The sequence below is a fragment of the Gelidibacter gilvus genome, from assembly GCF_004115975.1.
GTDB lineage: Bacteria > Bacteroidota > Bacteroidia > Flavobacteriales > Flavobacteriaceae > Gelidibacter > Gelidibacter gilvus.
Genome location: NZ_SDDZ01000009.1, coordinates 69797 through 92319, shown reverse-complemented (window position 1 = coordinate 92319; position 22523 = coordinate 69797). Strand labels below are relative to the sequence as shown.

Sequence of the window (22523 nt, the reverse complement as noted above, 5' to 3'; positions counted from 1 at the left end):
AAAGCTTCCCATTTTGGTGGGACTAAAAAAATAAATTTTCATGAAAGTATTAGCAAACGACGGAATTTCACAAAGTGGAATTGACGCATTGAATGTAGAAGGATTTGAAGTGATCACGACTACAGTAGCCCAAGAACAATTGATCAATTTTATCAATGACAAAAACATTGATGTTCTATTGGTCAGAAGTGCTACCACAGTTAGAAAAGACCTTATTGACGCATGTCCAAACCTTAAGATTATAGGCCGTGGTGGCGTAGGTATGGATAATATTGATGTAGACTATGCACGAAGCAAAAACCTACATGTTATCAATACTCCGGCAGCCTCCTCACAGTCTGTAGCAGAATTGGTATTTGCGCATTTATTTGGCGGCGTAAGATTTTTATATGATGCCAATAGGAACATGCCTTTAGATGGTGATTCAAAATTCAACGCGCTTAAAAAGAATTATGCACAAGGCACGGAATTAAGAGGTAAAACTCTAGGGATTGTTGGTTTTGGACGTATTGGACGCGAAGTTGCCAAGATTGCTCTCGGTGTAGGAATGAAGGTAATTGCAAGTGATAAGTTTGTTGGAAAAGCAACGATTAAAGTTGAATTTTACAACGGACAGTTTATCAACGTTGAAATTGAGACCCAACCAATGAAAGACATCCTTAAGCATTCAGATTTTATTACCTTGCACGTTCCGGCACAAGGTGAATATGTGATTGGAGATAAACAATTTGCACAAATGAAAGATGGTGTAGGTATTGTAAATGCTGCGCGTGGAGGTGTCATTGATGAAGTGGCGCTTGTTAAAGCTATCGACAGTGGAAAAGTTGCTTTTGCAGGACTGGACACTTTTGAAAGTGAACCAACCCCGGCAATTAAAGTGCTCATGAATGGAAAAATGTCATTAACACCACATATTGGTGCCGCTACCAACGAAGCCCAAGATAGAATTGGAACAGAATTGGCGTCACAAATCGTCAGTATATTAAAGACAGAAAACGTATAAGTTATTAACATTTCTTGTTAAAAATGCTTGCCATACAGTGTATTGCAAGCATTTTTTGTAATTTAACCTTTCAATTTTAAAATCATATAATTATGTCTGGAATTTTAGATCTATTAAATAGCGATATTGGTAAGTCAATTGTGAGTGGCGTATCTGAGCAAACTAATCAACCACAAAACAAAACACATGAGGTTTTATCTATGGCAATGCCCGTGTTAATGGCAGCCATGCAACGAAATGCATCTTCTCCTGAAGGCGCCCAAGGTTTACTTAGCGCATTAAACGGTCAACATGATGGAAGCATTTTAAACAATCTTAGCGGTTTGTTTGGCGGCGGTGTTGATGACAACGTGATGAATGATGGCAGTAAAATCTTAGGACATGTGCTCGGTAATAAACAAAGTAACGTAGAAAAAGCGATTGGTGCCAAGTCAGGAATGGATGCCAGTTCTGTTGCTCAAATCTTAAAAGTTGCGGCGCCAATTTTAATGGGGATGTTAGGCAATCAAGCCAAACAACAAAATGTTAATAGTCCAAGTGGGCTTGAAGGGATGTTGGGCGGTCTTTTAAAAGGAAATTCTCCTAAGGGCGATCAAAGTTTTCTTGAATCCATTCTAGATGCCAATAATGATGGCAGCATCATGGATGACGTTGCCGGAATGGTTATGGGTGGAAACAAAAATAAAGGCGGACTTGGAGGAATTATCGGAGGTCTGTTTGGAGGAAAAAATTAAATTGTAGAATACTATATATCATTTGAAAAAGTCGTGCTTTTAAAAGCGCGACTTTTTTGTTAAAACCATTCAACTTCGTAATTATTGGGTATGATTTTTGTAACTTATAGAACAAATAAACTGTTATGAAAACAATTGCCACCCTTCTGTTTGTGGGACTATTCATGGTCTCGTGCAATACTTCTAAACCATCTACGACGATGGCTTCAAGAGTAAATAACAAAGAACAAGACACGGTCAGGATTGCAAATGATTCCCTGGAATATGAAATTCTTATTATCGAACCAGGATTTAATTTTTGGCTTGCCTCTACCGCAAAACCGGAAGGATTCTATTCACAGGAATACATGGAAGCCCGAAACAGACAATATGTTACAGAGTGGAACCAGCGTGTATTGCAACCGATGCGTTATGATAGTAACCTCTACGAGCTTCAAATTGATTATCAGCCCTATATCGATTATGGCTATGAAGTCAATTACAAATTGTACAATTACTTCATTTACTTTCAATTAACCTACAAACAGAGATTAGGGACTTTTGCCCCTAGGATTTAAAGGAATTTGAAGTATCTTCGCATCGCAAAAAAATACGATGGAAAATTTCAAGAAAAATTGGCAAATACAACATAACTGGCAGTTACTTTTTCCAGTTCTGGGTGTTCTTATTTTAGGGTATTGTTCCTACAGATTAGCAGATGTAATTGTTGGAAACATTAATTTGTTTTTGGTGTTAATAACATCTGTCGTTTTATTCTCTTTGCTTTTAAGACTGACTTTATTTTCATTTAAAAAACTCGAACATAAATGGATCTTAGAGCATCGGTGGGAAATGATTCGGGTATTTATAGTTTTTTCTATAACCGGATCATCATCAGTTTTTATAGGAAAACCCATCATGGCACTCATCGGGATTACAAAAGACAACTTAAACACCACTGTTTACTGGATTTTATACATTATTGTAGGTCTTGTTTTTTATCAAATAATGCTCGTCTTCTTTGGATGGCTATTTGGTCAGTTCAAGTTTTTCTGGGAGTTTGAAAAGAAAATGTTGAGCAGGTTAGGATTCAAGAAACTCTTAAGTCAATGAGGTGTCTAAGACAACATATCATATTCAAAGGGTTGACCCTCATTTTGGTATTGACCTTTCTGTTGCCTTCTGTTGTTAAATTTATGCACGTTTATGAGAACCACCAACACGAAGTGTGTTATGGTGAATCTGATACGCATTTCCATACTTTGGATGTTGATTGTGAGTTTTATAAGTTTAAAATCAATACACCATTTACCATACCTGAGAATATTGCCGCTTTAAAGGTCTATCCTGAAGTCAATATTTTCAACACCAAAGAATATAGCTTTCTTAGTGAATACCAAAGTCTGCACTTTACACGCCGGGGTCCACCGATGATTAATTTAATCTAATTTCTTCTGAAATCAATTCAGAATGCATTCGTATTAAATTAATCTAAACATCCCCTATGAAACATATTTTCACAGTATTGCTTTTATTGGCAATTCCATCTATTTACGCCCAAAACAATTTAAAAGGCAGCGTGGTTGATAAAAACACGACAGAACCTTTAATATTCGCAAACATCTATATTCCGCAACTCGAAAAAGGTGCAACAACTGATTTTGATGGGAATTTTACACTCTCAAACATTCCAAATGGTACCTTTCCAATTGTGGTTTCCATAATGGGCTATGAGACATTTTCACAAAACATAACCTTTCCATCAACAGAACAATTACATCTTACGTTGATACCTTCAGCAATTGAAATGGAGGAAATCATCATTTCAACACCGTTTCATAAATTACAAAGTGAAAACGTGATGAAGGTCGAACGTGAAACAGTTGCCAATTTAAAAGCAAAAGGCGCTGTAACATTAGCCGACGGCATTACGACAATTGCCGGTGTAGAAAGTATCACCACAGGCGTCAGCATAGGCAAACCTGTCATTAGAGGCTTAAGTTCCAATCGGGTTTTAGTGTACACACAAGGTGTGAGATTGGAAAATCAGCAATTTGGTGATGAGCATGGGCTCGGCTTAAGTGATGCAGGAATTGAAAGCGTGGAAGTTATAAAAGGTCCTGCGTCCCTACTCTATGGAAGTGACGCCCTTGGTGGTGTCCTTTATCTAAACCCAGAAAGATTCGCACAAGCTAATACCGATAAAGCAGACGCCAGCTACAATTATTTTAGCAGCACAAAAGGATTTAATACGGATGCAGGTTACAAAGCTTCTGGAGAAAATTTTAAATTTTTATTTAGAGGAAGTCTTGCCGAACATGCAGATTATAACACTGCGGACTACAGAGTGACCAACAGCCGATTCAGGGAACAGGACTTCAAAACTGGTTTAGGATATCAGAAATCAGGTTTCAAAACGGAACTCCGCTATAATATCAACAATTCGAAACTTGGAATTCCAGGGGAACTCGGAGAACAAAACACAAACAAAACGCCGTTTTTACCTTTCCAAGAAGTGACCAATCATGTGCTAAGTTCAAAATCGACTGTGTTTCTTAAAAACTCCAGTTTTGACATCAGCTTAGGCTTGCTCTATAACGACAGAAAAGAATTTGAAGACCACCATCATGATAATGATGAAGGTGACATGGATGATGATCACGATCATTTAGAAGCTGCGCTACACATGAAATTAAAGACTTTCAACTATGATGTGAAGTATAATTTGCCAACCCTTGGTAGATTTGAAACTATCGTGGGCGTACAAGGAATGACTCAAAGTAATAATAATTACGGCGAAGAGCAATTAATTCCAGATGCTACCACCAACGATTTTGGAGTTCTTGCCACATCACATATCCATTTTGAAAATTCTGATATACAAATCGGTGCACGTTTTGATCACCGTACAATTGATGTAATTTCCGGCTTAAACAAAGATTTCTCTAGCTTTAACGGCGCTCTTGGCTATAAAACTAAGTTTTTTGAAAAAATTACCTCACGGATTAATTTTGCCTCAGGATATCGCGCTCCAAACTTGGCTGAACTTACTTCCGATGGTACGCATGAAGGTACCAACCGTTATGAGATTGGGAATGAAAACTTGAAAAACGAACAAAATTTTCAAGCAGATCTAGCTTTGGAATATAAAAGTGAGCATATTGAAGTTTTCGCCAATGCCTTCTATAATAAGGTGAACAATTATATTTTTATTTCACCAAACGGAGAGTTTATTGAAAACACACCTGTTTATAATTATTTACAGGCAGATGCCAACTTGTACGGCGGAGAAATTGGATTGCATCTGCATCCGCATCCTTTAGATTGGTTGCACCTTGAAAGTAGTTTTGAAACGGTCACTGGAAAGCAAAAAAATGACAGCTATTTACCGCTTATCCCTGCCAACTCTCTAACCAATACACTTAGAGTGGAATTCGACACGAAATCGGTTCAAAAATTATATGGTTTTATCAGATTGAATTCCTATTTCAAACAATCTAACGTCAGTGGTTTTGAAACGCCTACAGATGGGTACAACCTTTTAGGTGCAGGTTTTGGAGGCACTGTCCTTCTCTTTAAAAATAATCTGAACATCAGAGTTTCAGGAAGTAATTTGACAGATAAAACCTATATCAATCATTTGTCCCGCTTAAAATCGGATGGCATCTATAATATAGGAAGGAATATCAGCATAGGTCTGACCTACACTTTATAAAAATGAAAAATCCCTTTCAAACGCTGAAAGGGATTTTTTTTTATCTCACTTCTATAACTTTAGGCTTTTTACTGAACACATAGGTGTAAAACCACATAATGGTAAAGGAGGGAATAATGTCAAAGCCTGGTAGAATTTCTTCAATAAATGAAAATATACCAGCAACTTTACCCTTTCTTCCCGCATACATCTTTGTCATCAACAGCGCAGATATGGGCGCCCAAATAATATCAATAAAAGTTATCATTCCAATGAAATCCAAAATGATCCCTAGAACGAGTTTTTTATTTTTGCTTAGATTATCTAATGTCATCGTATAAATATTAATTCAATTTATTTATAACAAAAAATATACCAAAAACACTCAAGAGAATTTATTACTGATCAGTTTTAAAAACTCATTACGTGTTTCAATTTTTTCAAATTGACCTCTAAACCCTGAAGTCGTGGTTACGGAGTTTTGTTTTTGAACCCCACGCATCATCATACACATATGTGAAGCTTCAATAACAACGGCAACGCCCTGAGGCTCGAGTGTGTCATTAATACAGTCCAAAATTTGTTGAGTTAAACGTTCCTGAACTTGTAAGCGTCTTGCAAACACATCCACAATTCTCGGCAATTTACTCAACCCGACAATCTGTCCATTCGGGATATAAGCAATATGCGCTTTTCCGAAAAAAGGAAGAATGTGATGTTCACAAAGGGAATACACTTCAATGTCCTTGACAATGACCATTTCGTTGTAAGACTCCTTAAACATAGCACTTTTTAAAATCTCCGCAGCGTCCTGATTATAGCCTTGGGTCAAAAACTGCATCGCCTTTGAGGCACGTTCTGGGGTTTTCAAAAGCCCTTCTCTGGTGACATCTTCACCAAGATCTTCAATAATGCTTTTGTATCTTTCTTTAACATCTTCTGTAACCTTAAGATTATACTCTTCAAAATGCTGGTATGCCATTGTTTCTAATTTATGTTATGTTAAAAGTAAAGGATTTAAGTGAAAATTAAAATCTTTAAATCCGTAATAACTTTTGATAAGATGATGCCACCATGATTTCATCGCCAAAAGATCGCTTACTTATATTTCCAAATCCGAATTCCTTCCAGAATAATTTCTATTCATAATTGTGCAAAAGCAAACAATATGCTAACTTGCTTGCAATTATTTGTCTATGATAAAAGCAACCAATATCCATAAATATTACGGTGATCTGCACGTTCTTAAAGGTGTCGATCTTAACATTCAAAAAGGAGAAATTGTATCCATCGTAGGTGCCTCAGGAGCAGGAAAAACCACTTTGCTACATATTTTGGGCACTTTGGATAGAGCGTCATCCAAAGAACAAAGCACACTTCATATCAATGATGTTGATATTATCAGTTTAACGGATAAACACCTCGCAAAGTTTAGAAATGAGCATATTGGTTTCATCTTCCAATTTCATCAATTACTGCCAGAGTTTACGGCATTGGAAAATGTATGCCTTCCTGCCTTTATAAAAAATACTTCCAAACAAGAAGCTGAAAAACGAGCTAAAGAGCTATTGGACTTTTTAGGATTAAACCATAGATACCATCATAAACCTAATGAATTGTCAGGTGGAGAACAACAACGTGTAGCAGTTGCAAGAGCATTGATCAACAACCCTGAACTGATTTTTGCCGATGAACCTTCAGGTAATTTAGATAGTGAAAGCGCAGAAAACCTGCACAATCTCTTCTTTAAATTACGAGATGAATTTGGTCAAACCTTCGTGATTGTAACCCACAACGAAGAGTTGGCAGATATGGCCGATCGGAAATTGGTGATGGTGGATGGAAAAATCGTTTAATTGATTTACCTAAAATCCGGAATAACATCAACAATTGAATCAATTAACTTACTAATGGCAGCACCAATATTATGGCCACTTTTATAAAGGGGAACATGACCCAAAACGTTGTCAAAATTTGTTATTGAGTTGCTAACAACATTTAAGGTTGAGTCAAGAATATCATCAGTATTTTCCATCTTTTGTGTTTTTACGGTCGATTTGAAATTGTTTTAAATCATTTATGGCATCCTTGCCCAGTTTGGTCCCAATGCCAATGGCAAAAAGTGCAATTGCAGATTTTAAACCAAATTTTATAATAGATTTCATGTGTATCTAATTTTAATGAGATGGTCTAATTTACCCAATTAAAATGACTCTTAAAATAGAAATTTGTTATGAGTTTAAAATAAATTGGATAGCGTTAAATTGAGAAGTGGCCTACAAAAAATTGATTCTTCTTTAATAAGGATGTGGCAGGGAAATTGCTGAGTAATCACACGTAATACAAGTTATAACATATCACCATTGAAAAAACAAGAGCTGAAAGAATTTTTAGACGCCAAAGTCGCAGAGTATAACCACCCACGATTTATTGAAAGTGATCCAATCCAAATTCCACACCAATTCTCCATAAAGAAAGACATTGAAATTGCAGGATTTTTAACAGCAACCATTTCTTGGGGAAACCGGAAAAGCATCATCACCAACGCTAATAAGATGATGGTACTTTTGGATCATTCTCCTTTTGATTTTGTGAAAAACCACACCACAGATGACTTGGAAAAACTACGGCCCTTTGTCCATAGAACCTTCAACGAAGACGACTTTATTCAATTTATAAAGAGCTTAAACCATATTTATAAAAACCATTGCGGACTGGAAGCTGTTTTTTCTAAACATTCAGAAAATTTTTCGACCCAAAACGCCATTCACCAATTTAAAAAGGATTTCTTTGAGATTGAACATCTGCCACGAACCCAAAAACATGTGAGTGATCCTTTAAAAAATTCAGCAGCCAAACGCATCAATATGTTGATTAGTTCAATATATACGGCAGATTAATATAATATATCAATAATAAACCTTTTGTAATCTTCGTAAATATATCATCTTCTATTTGCCCATTCATGAAAAAGGTATAAAAGAGAAATACCAATTATAATCCAAATATACCACGGGAATAACTCAAGAATATTGCCTAACAATGAGGAACCAAAGTAAATTATTATAATATAGAATAAAAATATAGCTGCTATAGAAATAATAGGAATTATTAGGCAACCCATAATCCCTGATTCTTCGGAGGAAGACCCTTTTCTTTTACTCATCTATGGTTACTTGTTATTAAATTGATACTTTTAAATATAATAATGAAATTCACAATTTTGAATAATTCCGTACTAAAAGAATTCTTAGACTCCAAGGTAAAAGAATACAATAACCCGATATTTATCGAGAGCGACCCTATACAAATACCTCATCGCTACCAGTTAAAGGAAGACATTGAGATTTCATCATTTTTAACTGCAACCATCGCTTGGGGCAATCGTAAAATGATTATTACGAACGCAGATAAAATGATGCAGTTACTAGGTAACTCACCATACGATTTTGTAATGAATCATACAGAATCTAACCTCAGTAAACTACATGGATTTGTTCACCGAACATTCAATTCTGAAGACTTTATATATTTTATTAAAGCTTTGAAAAATATTTATTTGCACCATGGTGGTATGGAAACCATCTTTGTAAATAACCATAACCAAACTAGCATTCAACCAGCTATACATAAATTCAAAAAAGTATTCTTTTCGTTAGACCACCTAAAAAGAACACAAAAGCACATAGGTGACCCAAATAAAGGTTCAGCATGCAAAAGACTAAATATGATGTTGAGGTGGTTAATACGCACTGATAACGCTGGTGTTGATTTTGGCATTTGGAATTCTATTTCACCTTCGGTTTTATCTTGTCCGTTAGATGTACATTCTGGTAATGTTGCCAGAAAGTTGGGTTTGTTAAAACGTAACCAAAACGATGCTAAAGCTTTAACCGAGCTTGACAGAGAGTTAAGACGTTTAGACCCAAATGACCCAGTGAAATACGATTTTGCATTATTCAGTTTAGGAGTGAATGAGAAATTTTAAAATTATAAATTAATTTTTTTCGATTTTGAATCTGTCCTTCATTCAATCTAGTCAAAATTTTTTAGATTTAAATTCTTTTACTTTTGAATTTTCTGCTAATTTAGGAAAAATCATGGTTCAACCAATAATATCAAAACATTAGAATGATTAAAGTTTATTTAGATTGGAATATTATATCTTCTATCAAACAAGGAAATCTCCAAGAACTTAAATCCATTTTAGAATTTAAAGAAAAATTTTTAGTCCCTTATTCGACATCTCATATTGGAGATATCTTTGCTAGTCATTCTGAAAGCGAGGTGCAGAAAGAGCGAATTCAGAAGGATTTAGAATATATTACTTCTATTACAGATAATAATTGTTTTTTCAATGATGGAAAAGGCAATATTCAATTAGGGTTTATGAATCCAATTGAATTGTATGAAGAAAGAATTGATTCTCAAGATTTATTTAGGGATTTCAGTATTGACAAATTATTTGCTCCTTTTGATATTGACGATGACGATGAGGTTATAGCACCACTTATAACTTTACTTAAAGGGCTATTGAAATCAATTCCGTTAGACAATACATTTAAAGAAGCTTTTAAAAACCCTGAAATTACCAAGGAAATGGAAAAAATGTTTCCTGATTTAAAAGACAATTTAACCTTTGAAGGTTGGTTTAAAACCTTTGGGAACATGTACAACAGATTAAATGATACTGAAGATTATAAAGGTCTTCGAGAAGCAGTTCAGAAAATTGGTGTAAATAGTAGTCATTTTAGTCAGGGTAAAAATCCTTATGATGTTATAGGCGATGCATACCAAAAATTAGGCACAAATCCATTTGAAACAAATAGCGATTTGGTTAGCTCTAAAAATACTCCTGATTGGTTTAATGAGTTATCAAATGAATACATTTTGCTCGATATGCATGGGTATAAACAAGATAAAGTTAAAGTTGATAATAAGAATAAACAAACATTTAGAAACACTACAGATGACGCTTTTCATTCTGCATTTGCCTCAAGATGTGATTTTTATATAACCAGTGATAAAAAAAATATAGATAAGTCTAAAGCAATCTATAAGAAATTTGGTGTAGAGACATGTGTAATGACTCCAGATGAGTTCACTGAATACTACAATGATTTTTTAGATATCCATAGTTTTGATGAACACCTTTCAAACCTAATTGATGTCATAAAAAAAGGAAAAGGTTATTATAAATTCGGAAACGAGTACGATGAAAAAGGAGAACCTTTCAGTTTTGTAGGGTTTTCTAACCACTATTTTTTTAACTTTTTCAATAAAGTTAGAATCTGTACATCGTCATCAAATGGAACATTCTACCTATTGACAAAAGAACATCCGTCTAGAATATATTATATCGCATATAAGGAGATTGAAAATGTTTTAAAGATGTTCGTTAATCACTTTGGTGTAGACGATAACGGTAAAGAACGTTATAAAACTGGTGAGATGAATGATTATGAGTGGGAAGGTAGAAAATGGACATTAGATACGATTGAGGTCACCATCAAAAGAGTAAATGGGTGGTTTCAATTATATATTTATCCAATGGAGGAAGAAAGTAAAAATATCATCACAAAAATTACAAAATTCTTTAGGAAAATGTTTAAAAGTAATAATAAAAATGCCACCAGATTTTTTAAAACCTAACCCATTTAATAAAATCTATAAGTAGAATAACTATTAAAGTCAACAACAAAATCACCAATGAAAAAAAGGGCTATAAGAAACCAATGATTTTTATATTCCAGAAGAGATACAGCATTTTTTTGACAACCATCCTAATAAAGCATACTTTAATAAACTGGTAGATGAGCTTAAATCCGAAGAACCTAGTACAAAGATTGGTCACACATCATGGGGCAAGCTGGACCTTATTGATATTAAAAAGAGTGAATTGATAAAGTTTGATTAATTTTAAATAAGCTAATAGAATCAAATGAAAGAAAAACATATTCATACCATAACTAAAGAAGGTAAACACCTTCATCAACATTTTATTACTGAAGATGCAATTGCAAATTATGAGTATAATCTACATGGTATAGAAAGTCCTCGTATAGATTATTTTTTCGACTATATTTTCAGTTCATTAAACACTTCAGAAACAAGGCTTTTAGAAATATTCTACAATAAGTCAGATTTCTTTATTAAGAATTATTTGAACCCTATGAATATACCACATTACGAGATGAGGAAAACGATAAACGAGTTAGTTGCAGAAAGAGAATTACCTTCATTAACTTCTTTTGAAGACTACTATTCTGCAAGAGATTTCTTTATTGAAACGTTTAGCTTAGAAGTAACTCAAGATTCCGTAGATGATATTATTATTAAATATAAAGAAAAGTATAAATTAACTCCTAGATTTAATCCAAAAGATAAATTGAGTAGTATGACACATGGTAAATTAACTAAATATAAATTTATTGTATCACACTATGAGAAATTTAATGATAAGGTAGATATTGAGCATTTTTGGGATTACATAAGAAATAAAGAATGTCCAGATAGTATGTGGGGTAAAGCCTCAAATAAAGAACTTAGGACTATTGAATTATTTCTTATGTACGGAAAAAGCCTGAGCGAGCATTCGGATGGTAGCCATGAGAGAAATTGGGTTAAAGAAGAATTGAATTTAAGGAATATCCCTCTTGCTGAAGAATTATCCTTTAACACATTAGACAAAATTTGTAAAGCAATTAATTTAGAATCCCCAGTTCAATGGTATCGAGCAAATAGTGCATATAGGAGATTTAGTTATAATCCCACAAACAGAGATGAAAGTGATTACGATAGACCTGGAGATTGGGAAATAATTAATGATGACTATTTTGAAGGTATGTCACAAGATGAATTAGATGCGTTCAGAGATAACACCGAATAAGGATTGTACTTTATATTCTTTTAAATTAGAGTCGTTTTTATTTTTATTATGCCGTATTAATTATACTATTTTATATGTTTTTAAGGTGGATGGTCAGAGACGACAATAACGGTGTCGACTTTGGAGTTTGGAAAACCCTCTCTCCTGCCCAACTCTCATGCCCGTTAGACGTGCATTCAGGGAATGTGGCGCGATCTTTAGGAATATTAAAAAGAAAATAAAATGATGCAAAAGCCTTAGATGAACTTGACAAGGCTTTGAGAACTTTGGACAAAAACGATCCTGTAAAATACGATTTTGCCCTTTTTGGCCTGGGCGTCTTTGAAGGGTTCTCAAAATTATAGATTTTACCTACAATTATTTACCAACAAAACTAAAACACTATCATGCAAAGTCCCAAATTACCTACCAACGAACGCCAGCGATTAGATATTTTATCAGAATACCAACTGCTCGATACGCTCCCGGAGCAAGATTATGACAACATAACAAGCCTTGTGGCTACAATATGCGACGCTCCTGTTTCATTAATTACGATGCTAGACAAGGAACGTAATTTTTTTAAATCGCACCACGGTGTTCCGTTTAGAGAATCTCCAAGAGACATTTCTTTTTGCGGTCACGCCATTTTGGGAGATGGACCAATCTTCATTATCCAAGATGCGCGATTGGATGAGCGTTTTACAGATAACCCACTTATAGAAGGTGCCAATGCGATTTTCTATGCCGGCGTTCCTTTGGTAAATCCGGAAGGTTATGCTTTAGGCACGTTATGTGTTTTTGACCATAAACCTAGAATATTAACAGATTCACAAAAAAATGCACTCATCACTTTAGGAAAGCAAGTGGTCAATTCCTTGGAATTAAGAAGACAGAATTTAAAATTACAAACTGCTAAAGACGAACTGACTTTGCATAATATCCAATTAAAGAAATTTGCCAGCCATGTGTCGCATGATTTAAAATCGCCTTTGGCCAATATCATTTCATTGACCCATCTTTTAAAAGATGATCTTGAGGGCAAACATTCTGATTCCTCATTGGAATATCTTAATTATTTAGAGGATTCCGCTTTGATTCTTAAAGATTATATTGATGGAATCTTGTTGCATTATAAAGCTGATGAACTTCTCAAGGAAGAAAGAGAAGACATCCAACTTTCTGTTATATCTGAAAAAATAAGCCACTTGTTGCTGTCTAAGGATGATAAACTTTCTTATTCTGGACAGGATGCTATAAAAAACATAAACAAAGCGGCTTTGACACAGATCCTGATCAATTTGGTGGACAATGCTCTTAAATATAATGTTTCAGAAAAACGTTTAATAGAGATTGCTTATGTGGAAGAACCCAAATACCACAAATTTTCAATCTCAGATAACGGAATAGGGATTGAAAAGGAAAAACAGGATCTGATTTTTAATTTGTTTGCCATTATCCCTCATGAAAACATAAAGCGTAGCACAGGCATTGGGCTGAGCACAATAAAAAATCTGGTCAATAAACTGGGTGGTGATATTGGTGTTACGTCTGAAGTTGGCGTCGGGAGCGTTTTCACATTTACAATTGCGAAGTAGGGTTTAAAGTCCACACTTTAATTAATTACGACGTTTAATAACAGTATTTCCTATTGCTAGAATCTTCATTTGTATGGACATTGACTTGAAAAGAGAAAAACACACCCTTTTTCCAACAGTTGCACATTGCAATGTTTATCCTATTTTAACATATTTTGAAAATAGCTTCCGATAAATCCTTTTATCTTTAAGGCTTTAAAATTCTAACTTTATGAAAAACTACTTTTTACTAATTGCCACATTTTCTGTGAGCTTGCTCTTTTCGCAAGTCAAAAAAATTCCATTAGACACAATGGCTGTGACCAACCACTCCATTGTCATAAATGGTAAAAGCCTTTCTTACCAAGCAATAGCCGGAACACAACCTGTCTGGAATGCCAAAGGCGAACCCATTGCCACATTGTTTTATACCTATTACAAAAAAAGTAATAGCGAGAAAGAAAAACGCCCTATTGTTTTTTCTTTTAACGGTGGCCCAGGTTCTGCATCGGCTTGGATGCACATTGCCTATACAGGTCCTGTGATTTTGAATATAGACGATGAAGGCTATCCTGTACAGCCTTATGGCGTGAAAGCCAACCCGCATTCTATTTTAGATGTGGCAGATATTGTTTTTATTGATCCTGTAAATACGGGGTACTCCAGAATGGTTGAGGATAAGGACGGAAAATTGCCAGATAGAAAAACATTTTTTGGGATCAACGCCGATATCAAATATTTAGCGGAATGGATGAATACGTTTGTTTCCAGAAAAAACCGATGGGAATCTCCTAAATATTTAATTGGCGAGAGTTATGGTGGCCCGAGAGTTATGGGATTATCAAAAGAGTTACAAAACAACCAATGGATGTATTTAAATGGTGTTATTTTAGTATCTCCAGCCGATTATAAAATATATTCTACCGATCAACCGATTTATTCTGCACTGAATTTACCATATTTCACTGCAACTGCATGGTATCAAAAAGCACTTTCTCCTGCGCTTCAACAAAAGGATTTATTGGAAATATTACCAGAAGTAGAAGCATATACCATAGACCATGTCATGCCAGCCATTGCAAAAGGAGGTTTTATTTCTGACGCAGAAAGAAACCAAGTGGCAGAAAAAATGAGTCTCTATTCTGGATTAAGTAAATCTTCAATTATTGATCATAATTTAAATGTTCCTACAAATTTTTTCTGGAAAGAACTCATACGTGATAAGGGCTATACCATAGGTAGATTGGATTCGAGGTATTTAGGAATCGATAAAATGACTGCTGGAAACTCTCCCGATTATAATGCAGAATTAACCTCATGGCTACATTCCTTTACTCCTGCTATCAATTACTACATCCGTGAAGAACTGAAGTTTAAAACAGACATCAAATACAATATGTTTGGTAATGTGCACCCTTGGGATCGACAATACGACAGCACAAGAGATGACTTGCGTCAAGCCATGGCCCAAAACCCTTATTTGAAAGTTTTGGTTCAATCAGGTTATTATGATGGTGCAACGACTTATTTTGCTGCCAAATATACTGTTGGTCAAATGGATCCGAGTGGCAGAATGAAAGATCGCGTTTCTTTTAAAGGCTACAGAAGTGGCCATATGATGTATTTAAGAAAGGAAGACCTCAAGAAAGCTACCGAAGATATAAGGCAGTTTATTATAGAATCCACGCCTAAAAGCGGTGAAGCCGCAAAATATTAATTTCAAAAAACCTGATAATTGATTTTATCAGGTTTTTTTATTTCTAGCCCATAAATTCCTTCATCGATTCAATTGTGGACAATAATTAACTAAGCACCATTTTATCAGTTAAAAGTAAAACATAAATGAAGGTTAATCCTGCTGATAAAAAATCAAAATCCCAAACTATTAGTTTCATTAAACTTCCCGTTAAATAGAAATCGTATTTTCGCGGGATGCAACAGTCTTTAATCAGCATTCTTACGCCTTTTAAAAATAGTTCGGCTTTTTTATCCCCCTATCTGGAATCTATCCTAAACCAAACCTATTCCCATTGGGAGTTGATAATTGTTGATGACCATTCGACAGATGAAGGTTATAATCTGCTAGCTTCCTTCGCTCAAGCAGACCATCGCATAAAATTACTAAAGACAAACGGAAATGGGATTATTGATGCCTTAAAATTGGCATTTAAAAAGAGTTCGGGCCATTACATTACCCGAATGGACAGCGATGATCTTATGTCACCCAATAAACTGGAAGTAATGCTTCGCGATTTAAAAACTCACGGCAATGGACATGTCGCTTTAGGATTGGTCAGCTATTTTTGTGAAGGTGCTCTTGGAGAAGGGTATCAAAACTATGAAAAATGGCTCAATGGACTAACCAAATCAGGAACAAATTACACAGAAATCTACAAGGAATGTGTTATTCCATCCCCCTGCTGGATGGTATCGCGTGAGGATTTAATAACCTGTGGTGCTTTTGAAAGAGATGTTTATCCTGAAGATTATGATTTGGCATTTCGGTTCTACCAAAACGGCCTAAAATGTATTCCATCCAACAACCTGCTCCATTATTGGAGAGATTACCAGAATCGGACTTCAAGAACGCATGATCATTATGCAACCAATCATTTCCTGAAATTAAAACTACATTATTTTTTAGAAATTGATTACGATATTCGACGCCCATTAGTACTTTGGGGTGCAGGTTTCAAGGGCAAGTTTTGCGCTAAATTATTAAAGAAAAACAAAGTACCGTTTATCTGGATTTGTAATAATCCTAAGAAAATTGGGAAACATATCTATAATGTAAAATTACGAGCTGATTCTACCATAAATCAGTTGCACCAACCGCAGGTCATCGTTACCGTGGCCAACAAAAAATCACAAAGTTGGATTACTACGGATTTAGAAAACCTTTATTTAATGAAAGCCAAGGATTATTTCTTCTTTTGTTAGCAATCTCAAGTTATTAACGTTAAATTTCTCAAAATCCGAAGGCGCAAATCACCACGTATTTTCTATATTTGACCCGCTTGTTAGATCTCCAAAACCACAAAAGGAATGCAGTTTAAAAATCCCGAAATCTTATATGCCTTACTGCTGCTCATTATTCCTATAATTGTTCATTTATTTCAACTACGACGCTTTGAAAAGGTTGCTTTTACCAACGTTCAGTTCCTTAAAAACATCACTTTACAAACGCGTAAAAGTTCACAAATCAAGAAATGGTTAACTTTATTGACTCGATTATTGCTCTTGGCATCTATAATCCTCGCATTTGCCCAACCCTATCAAGCCAATAAAAATAGCTTCACTACCAAGAATGAAACAGTCATTTATTTGGACAACTCTTTCAGCATGCAGGCTAAAGGTGATAATGGCACTTTATTAAATGCTGCAGTGCAAGATTTAATAGAGCACGTAGATGAAAATGAAATGCTGAGCCTTTTCACCAATGATCTCAACTTTTATAATACCAGTATCAAGGCAATAAAAAACGATTTGATACAACTCTTTTATTCTTCTAATCAACTGGATTATGATGCCGTGATTTTAAAAGGAAAAAAAGCATTCTCTAAAGATAAAGGCAGTATTAAAAACTTCATCCTGATTTCTGATTTTCAACAAAAAAACGATGCTTTAAGTCTTAAAGCCGACAGTCTTGTGGATTATAGGTTGGTACAGCTACAACCAAAAAAAATTAATAATGTCAGTATTGATTCACTCTATATTTCCAAAAATGTTGTGGAAACCTTAGAGTTGACGGTCCTTTTGAGCAACCAAGGGAATCAACCTATTGAAACCTTACCTGTGTCATTATTTGAAGACAATCAACTTATTGCTAAGAGCGCAGTCACTATTGATAATAAATCCGAAACAATTTTCACAATTCCCAACAATAAAGCTTTTAAAGGAAAGATTACGATTGAAGATTCCAACTTGCATTATGACAACGTATTATATTTTAATTTAGATGAAAAGGAACGTATAAAGGTATTGGTCATCAATGAAGCCAATGCCGAATTTTTAAGAAAGCTATATACTGACGATGAATTTGATTTAACGGTCGTTAACTTTAATGAACTCAACTTCAACAGTATCATTGATCAGAATTTGATTGTTCTCAATGAGTTGAAAAATATTCCAAATGCTTTAATTACTTCTTTAAATTCTTTTTCAGATGATGGCGGAACCATATTAACCATCCCTTCAGATGAATTAGAACTGAGCACTTACAATCAGCTATTTAATTCTTTGTTATTACCAAACTTCTCTTCTAAAATTTCGACAGAGAAACGCATCACTAAAATCAATTTTTCCCATCCACTTTTAGCGAATGTCTTCGATAAAAAAGTGGATAATTTTCAATATCCTAAGGTCAATTCGTTTTATAGTTTATCCAGTTCGTCGGTCGCGAGCATCTTGAGTTTTGAAGACAACACACCATTTTTGACCCAATCGAATAATGTGTTTGCTTTTGCTGCAAGCTTGGATGACAGCAATTCCAATTTTAAAAACTCGCCGTTGATCGTTCCTGTACTTTATAATATTGGCAAACAAAGTTTAAAATTACCCCGATTGTATTATACCATTGGCATTTCAAATACCATTGACATCAACACCAGCTTACTCCAGGATGAAATTTTAAGATTGGATAATGCCGATGCCTCTATTGTACCCATGCAACAGACTTTCAGTCATAAAGTTCAATTAACTACAGACGAATATCCTAATACGGCAGGCACTTTCGAGGTCAAAAACAAAGATAATGTGGTACGAAATCTGAGTTATAATTACGATAGAAAAGAAAGCCAACTCAACTATATGAACCTCTCCCAGGTCACAAATAGTGTAAAAAACAGTTCTGTAGCTTCTGCTATTGACGATATAAAAAGTACTACAAATGTTAATGAGCTATGGAAATGGTTTGTTATTTTTGCAATAGCTTTTTTAATTATTGAAATGCTCATCTTAAAATTCCTTAAATGAACGTACTGATAAAATCTGCCACCATAGTAGACCCAAAAAGCGATTTCCATAACCAAACTTGTGATATCCTTATAGAAAAAGGCATCATCTCCCAAATCTCAGAACAGATAAAAAACCCTTCTAAAGTGAAGGAAATAAACCTTGACAACCTTCATGTTTCCCAAGGATGGTTTGATAGTAGTGTGAGTTTTGGAGAACCAGGTTATGAAGAACGAGAAACCATCGCAAACGGACTTGAAACAGCAGCCCGTTCAGGTTTTACAGATGTGGCCGTCAACTCCAACACCAATCCTGTGATTGACAGTTATGCCGATATATCTTTTTTGAAAGGAAAAGCCCAAGGTAATCCTGTGAATTTATATCCGATTGGCGCCTTGACAAAAAACAGTGAGGGTGAAGATTTAGCGGAACTATTCGATATGAAAAACGCAGGAGCTATCGCCTATTCTGATTACCAAAAACCTATTAGAAATCCGAACTTGATGAAACTGGCCTTACAATACGCCAGTAATTTTGGAGGATTGATTTACTCATTTCCACAGGAATCTAAAATTTCTGGTCTTGGCGTCATGAATGAAAATATCATGAGCACTTCATTGGGTTTAAAAGGAAATCCAACATTGGCCGAAGAACTACAGATTGTACGGGATTTATTTTTGTTGGAATATACTGGAGGAAAATTGCATATTCCGACAATTTCTTCTGCTAAATCTGTAGAATTGATCAGAAATGCAAAATCCAAGAAATTGGATGTGAGCTGTAGTGTCGCCATTCATAATTTGATTTTGACAGATGATGAGCTAAAAACCTTTGACACGCGATTTAAAGTCATGCCTCCTTTAAGAACCCAATCAGATTGCGATGCGCTTATTGATGGCCTTAAAGATGGCACTATCGATATGGTAACCAGTGATCACAATCCGATTGATATTGAACATAAAAAAATAGAATTTGATTATGCCATGTACGGCACAATAGGTTTAGAAACGGCTTTTGGTGCTCTGCATAAGGTTTTCACCATGAAGAAGACCATCGATTTACTAACCAAAGGAAGAGAACGTTTTGGGATCGATCTAATGCCTATAGCCATTGGCGCTAAAGCGAAATTAACCTTGTTCAATCCTAATGAAAATTATCAATTCAATAAGGGAATGATCCTTTCTACATCAAAAAATGCCATCTTTGAAAATTATGAATTAAAAGGCAAGGTTTACGGTGTTTACTCAAACAATCAAATGGTTTTAAATTAGGATGAAAGATTCGGTTATTAAAGAAGGCAAAACATTGGCCATTATCAGTTATTTAACCTTCGTAGGTCTCATTATAGCCATTATCATGAATTTGGAAAAACGAAATCCCTTTACACTATTCCACATTAGACAGATGTTTGGCTTGATGATCATGTTGATTTTTTCAAATTTAGTAGAACAATATGTCAATAGTCTTTTGGGAACTGCTTTTTGGATCATCTCGTTTGCATGCTGGTTATTTGCTATTTATTATGCCATAAAAGAAGAATATAAACTCATTCCCGTTCTTGGTGAAAAATTCCAAGAATGGTTTAAAAATGTCAATTAATAATGTCCAAACTCTCTTTACACCATATCACAAGACTTTCAACTTTAAAGGAAAACGCACCTGCCCTCATCATGTTCCATGGGTATGGAAGTGATGAAAATGATCTTTTTAGTTTCGCGTCTGAATTACCTGAAGAATTGTTTATCATATCCGCAAGAGCGCCGTACCCTATGCAGCCCTACGGAAATGCTTGGTATGCGATTAATTTTGATGCCGAAATGAACAAGTGGAACGACAATGAACAAGCTCTGAAATCGAGAGATTTGATCGCTACTTTCATTGACGAAGTGAAAGCGACCTATCCCATCAATAAAGACAACCTCACGCTTTTAGGTTTTAGTCAAGGCACAATTTTGAGTTATGCTGTAGCGCTCACCTATCCTGAGAAAATAAGAAACGTGATTGCATTAAGCGGCTATATCAGCCCTGAAATGCTTCCTGATGATATAGAAACTAAAGACTATTCGCGTTTGGCTTTTTATTGCTCTCATGGTAACGTAGATCAAGTTATTCCAGTAGAATGGGCACGAAAAGTACCGCAATTTTTAAATGCATTGTCAATTAAAAACACGTATAAAGAATTCCCTGTGGGTCATGGCGTAGCACCTGAAAACTTCTATGAATTAAGGAGCTGGTTGAATAAGCGTTTGGAAAATTAGTTCAAAGGTCTAGATTCAGAATTTAAGGTTCGAAATCTGCAGTAGACATCAAGTTTGCGAAATCTGAGTATTGTGGGGGAAAATAATTTCAGTTTTCAGTCGCGGTCGGAATTTTCAGTTGCAGTTTCGGAGCAATAACATTTTCAAGTAGTTTTGCGAAAATCTGCGCCATCAACAGGAATAAAATCTCAGTTTTCGGTCGCAGCCACAGTTTTCAGTTGCAGTTTTGGAGCACTAAACTTTTTCATGTAGTTCTGCGAAAATCTGCGCATCTCCGGTAAAATAATCTCAGTCTACGGTCGCAGTTACAGTTTTCAGTTTCAGTTTCGTTAGTACTGGGCGGCAACTTCAATTTCAATTTCAACTTCAATTTCAACTTCAATTTCAACTTCAATTCCCTCTTCCACTTCTTTCTCCAATGGTGCGCCGCGCAGGCAAATTCAGCATTCCAAAAACTCTACTCTTGAGGAAGCTCACTTTTGAGCGCTTTCAGTTCCTTGTTTAAATGATTAATAGAATCTTTGAGCACTTGCTCTTTTGCTATCAGTTTTGTCATTTTCTCTTGATACGTTTCAAATATATTCTTAGAGTTCACATATTGGAAAACAATCAACAACAATGCAAAAACGAACATGTACATAAAGATTTTACCTTTCATAAATTTTATAGGTTAATTTGTAAGTTATCATAAGCCAAGAAAACGTTTTCGGGAAGTTTCTTTTCAACTTCGTCGTGAAAACCAAGCATATGACTGATATGCGTCAAATACGCACGTTCTGGCTGTACTTTTTTTATAATTTCTAGAGCTTCACTCAGATTAAAATGAGAGATATGTTCTTCCTCCCTCAAGGCATTCACCACAAGCACCTTAACGCCCTTTAATTTCTCTAGCTCTTCATCTTCGATTGTTTTCATATCGGTTAAATAAGCGAAATCATTAAATCTGAAGCCAAAAACCTGGAGTTTGTAATGCATCCCATTGATAGGCACCACATTTAAGTTGCCCAATCGGAACGGTTCATTTTTAATTTTAATAGGCATCACTCCTGGTGCCCCAGCATACTTGTTTTGGGTTTCAAATATATAAGCAAACCGCTCCTTAAGTGCTTTTAAAACTCTTTTATGGGCATAAATGGGAACATCACCCTGCTTGAAATAAAACGGTCTAATATCATCTAAACCTGCGGTATGATCAGCATGTTCATGGGTAAAAACAACACCATCCAACTTGGTACATTTAGCATTAAGCATCTGTTGTCTAAAATCGGGGCCGCAATCGATAACATAGGTATTTGTGTTCCATTCTATCAACACAGAAACACGCAGACGTTTGTCTTTTGGATTCTCGCTTAAACATACAGGATGAGTGCTCCCTATAACCGGAATTCCTTGGGATGTACCTGTTCCTAAAAATATAACTCTCAAAGGTGCTTTGTTTACAACAAAAGTAAGTTTAT

23 protein-coding genes and 2 pseudogenes are annotated in these 22523 nt (G+C 35.2%); 19 read left to right on the top strand and 6 right to left on the bottom strand.

All coding sequences use genetic code 11. The features are described from left to right. The first annotated feature begins 40 nt into the window (after positions 1–40). From ESZ48_RS14075 to ESZ48_RS14050, 6 genes are all read left to right on the top strand, one after another. A complete protein-coding gene (locus ESZ48_RS14075; RefSeq protein ID WP_129018144.1) occupies positions 41–1003 on the top strand; it encodes a D-2-hydroxyacid dehydrogenase in 963 nt (320 codons plus the stop codon). A gap of 92 nt (positions 1004–1095) precedes the next feature. After that, the gene (locus tag ESZ48_RS14070; RefSeq protein WP_129018143.1) at positions 1096–1737 is read left to right on the top strand and encodes a DUF937 domain-containing protein; all 642 of its coding nucleotides are present in this window, start codon (positions 1096–1098) and stop codon (positions 1735–1737) included. 125 nt (positions 1738–1862) lie between these two features. Next, the gene (locus tag ESZ48_RS14065; RefSeq protein WP_129018142.1) at positions 1863–2294 is read left to right on the top strand and encodes a DUF6146 family protein; all 432 of its coding nucleotides are present in this window, start codon (positions 1863–1865) and stop codon (positions 2292–2294) included. 37 nt (positions 2295–2331) lie between these two features. Next, complete coding sequence (locus ESZ48_RS14060; RefSeq protein WP_129018141.1) at positions 2332–2829, top strand: DUF6787 family protein; 498 nt, start codon at positions 2332–2334, stop codon at positions 2827–2829. Next, positions 2826–3164, top strand: coding sequence for a hypothetical protein (locus tag ESZ48_RS14055; protein ID WP_129018140.1), 339 nt, complete (start codon positions 2826–2828; stop codon positions 3162–3164). The genes ESZ48_RS14060 and ESZ48_RS14055 overlap by 4 nt, the downstream gene beginning before the upstream one ends. Positions 3165–3220: 56 nt before the next feature. Beyond that, complete coding sequence (locus tag ESZ48_RS14050; RefSeq protein WP_129018139.1) at positions 3221–5431, top strand: TonB-dependent receptor; 2211 nt, start codon at positions 3221–3223, stop codon at positions 5429–5431. 40 nt (positions 5432–5471) lie between these two features. On the opposite strand, the gene ESZ48_RS14045 is transcribed toward ESZ48_RS14050, so the two are convergent. Together ESZ48_RS14045 and folE are read right to left on the bottom strand one after the other, a co-directional pair. Next, positions 5472–5744, bottom strand: a complete 273-nt coding sequence (locus ESZ48_RS14045) for a hypothetical protein (RefSeq protein WP_129018138.1) — start codon at positions 5742–5744, stop codon at positions 5472–5474. Positions 5745–5795: 51 nt separating this feature from the next. Further along, positions 5796–6392, bottom strand: a complete 597-nt coding sequence (gene folE / locus ESZ48_RS14040) for a GTP cyclohydrolase I FolE (RefSeq protein WP_129018137.1) — start codon at positions 6390–6392, stop codon at positions 5796–5798. A 214-nt stretch (positions 6393–6606) separates the two neighbouring features. Between folE and ESZ48_RS14035 the strand changes: the two genes are divergently transcribed. Further along, entirely contained in the window at positions 6607–7266 is a 660-nt protein-coding gene (locus ESZ48_RS14035) for an ABC transporter ATP-binding protein (RefSeq protein WP_129018136.1), read from the top strand. Between the two features lie 5 nt (positions 7267–7271). Here the strand turns inward: ESZ48_RS14035 and ESZ48_RS19355 are convergent, their stop codons facing one another. Both ESZ48_RS19355 and ESZ48_RS19350 read right to left on the bottom strand, forming a co-directional pair. Next, positions 7272–7445, bottom strand: coding sequence for a hypothetical protein (locus ESZ48_RS19355; protein ID WP_190246271.1), 174 nt, complete (start codon positions 7443–7445; stop codon positions 7272–7274). Beyond that, the gene (locus ESZ48_RS19350; RefSeq protein ID WP_190246270.1) at positions 7432–7575 is read right to left on the bottom strand and encodes a hypothetical protein; all 144 of its coding nucleotides are present in this window, start codon (positions 7573–7575) and stop codon (positions 7432–7434) included. Before ESZ48_RS19350 ends, ESZ48_RS19355 begins: the two co-directional genes overlap by 14 nt. 198 nt (positions 7576–7773) lie before the next feature. Here ESZ48_RS19350 and ESZ48_RS14030 point away from each other — a divergent pair. The 12 genes and pseudogenes from ESZ48_RS14030 to ESZ48_RS13975 all read left to right on the top strand — a co-directional run. Continuing rightward, positions 7774–8286: pseudogene (locus tag ESZ48_RS14030) on the top strand (DUF2400 family protein); the annotation flags it as partial. Between the two features lie 332 nt (positions 8287–8618). Then, complete coding sequence (locus ESZ48_RS14025; RefSeq protein WP_223266458.1) at positions 8619–9398, top strand: TIGR02757 family protein; 780 nt, start codon at positions 8619–8621, stop codon at positions 9396–9398. 143 nt (positions 9399–9541) lie between these two features. Next, positions 9542–11062, top strand: a complete 1521-nt coding sequence (locus ESZ48_RS14020) for a hypothetical protein (protein ID WP_129018134.1) — start codon at positions 9542–9544, stop codon at positions 11060–11062. Positions 11063–11351: 289 nt separating this feature from the next. Continuing rightward, entirely contained in the window at positions 11352–12299 is a 948-nt protein-coding gene (locus tag ESZ48_RS14015; protein ID WP_129018133.1) for a hypothetical protein, read from the top strand. Between the two features lie 74 nt (positions 12300–12373). After that, positions 12374–12643: pseudogene (locus tag ESZ48_RS14010) on the top strand (DUF2400 family protein); the annotation flags it as partial. 42 nt (positions 12644–12685) lie between these two features. Next, positions 12686–13876 (top strand): sensor histidine kinase, encoded by a 1191-nt coding sequence (locus tag ESZ48_RS14005; protein ID WP_129018132.1) that lies wholly within the window; start codon positions 12686–12688, stop codon positions 13874–13876. 211 nt (positions 13877–14087) lie between these two features. Then, positions 14088–15572 (top strand): S10 family peptidase, encoded by a 1485-nt coding sequence (locus ESZ48_RS14000; RefSeq protein ID WP_129018131.1) that lies wholly within the window; start codon positions 14088–14090, stop codon positions 15570–15572. A 215-nt stretch (positions 15573–15787) separates the two neighbouring features. Beyond that, entirely contained in the window at positions 15788–16795 is a 1008-nt protein-coding gene (locus ESZ48_RS13995) for a glycosyltransferase family 2 protein (protein ID WP_129018130.1), read from the top strand. Positions 16796–16900: 105 nt separating this feature from the next. Continuing rightward, a complete protein-coding gene (locus ESZ48_RS13990) occupies positions 16901–18829 on the top strand; it encodes a BatA domain-containing protein (protein WP_129018129.1) in 1929 nt (642 codons plus the stop codon). After that, on the top strand, positions 18826–20079 hold the full coding sequence (locus ESZ48_RS13985; RefSeq protein WP_129018128.1) for a dihydroorotase: 1254 nt from the start codon (positions 18826–18828) through the stop codon (positions 20077–20079). Before ESZ48_RS13990 ends, ESZ48_RS13985 begins: the two co-directional genes overlap by 4 nt. Before the next feature lies 1 nt (position 20080). Continuing rightward, positions 20081–20407, top strand: coding sequence for a DUF4870 domain-containing protein (locus ESZ48_RS13980; protein ID WP_129018127.1), 327 nt, complete (start codon positions 20081–20083; stop codon positions 20405–20407). 2 nt (positions 20408–20409) lie between these two features. Beyond that, complete coding sequence (locus ESZ48_RS13975) at positions 20410–21066, top strand: alpha/beta hydrolase (protein ID WP_129018126.1); 657 nt, start codon at positions 20410–20412, stop codon at positions 21064–21066. Positions 21067–21523: 457 nt separating this feature from the next. Here ESZ48_RS13975 and ESZ48_RS19345 read toward each other — a convergent pair whose 3' ends face one another. Then, a complete protein-coding gene (locus tag ESZ48_RS19345; protein ID WP_190246269.1) occupies positions 21524–21724 on the bottom strand; it encodes a hypothetical protein in 201 nt (66 codons plus the stop codon). A 5-nt stretch (positions 21725–21729) separates the two neighbouring features. Beyond that, positions 21730–22491 (bottom strand): MBL fold metallo-hydrolase, encoded by a 762-nt coding sequence (locus ESZ48_RS13965; RefSeq protein WP_129018125.1) that lies wholly within the window; start codon positions 22489–22491, stop codon positions 21730–21732. Positions 22492–22523: the final 32 nt, after the last annotated feature.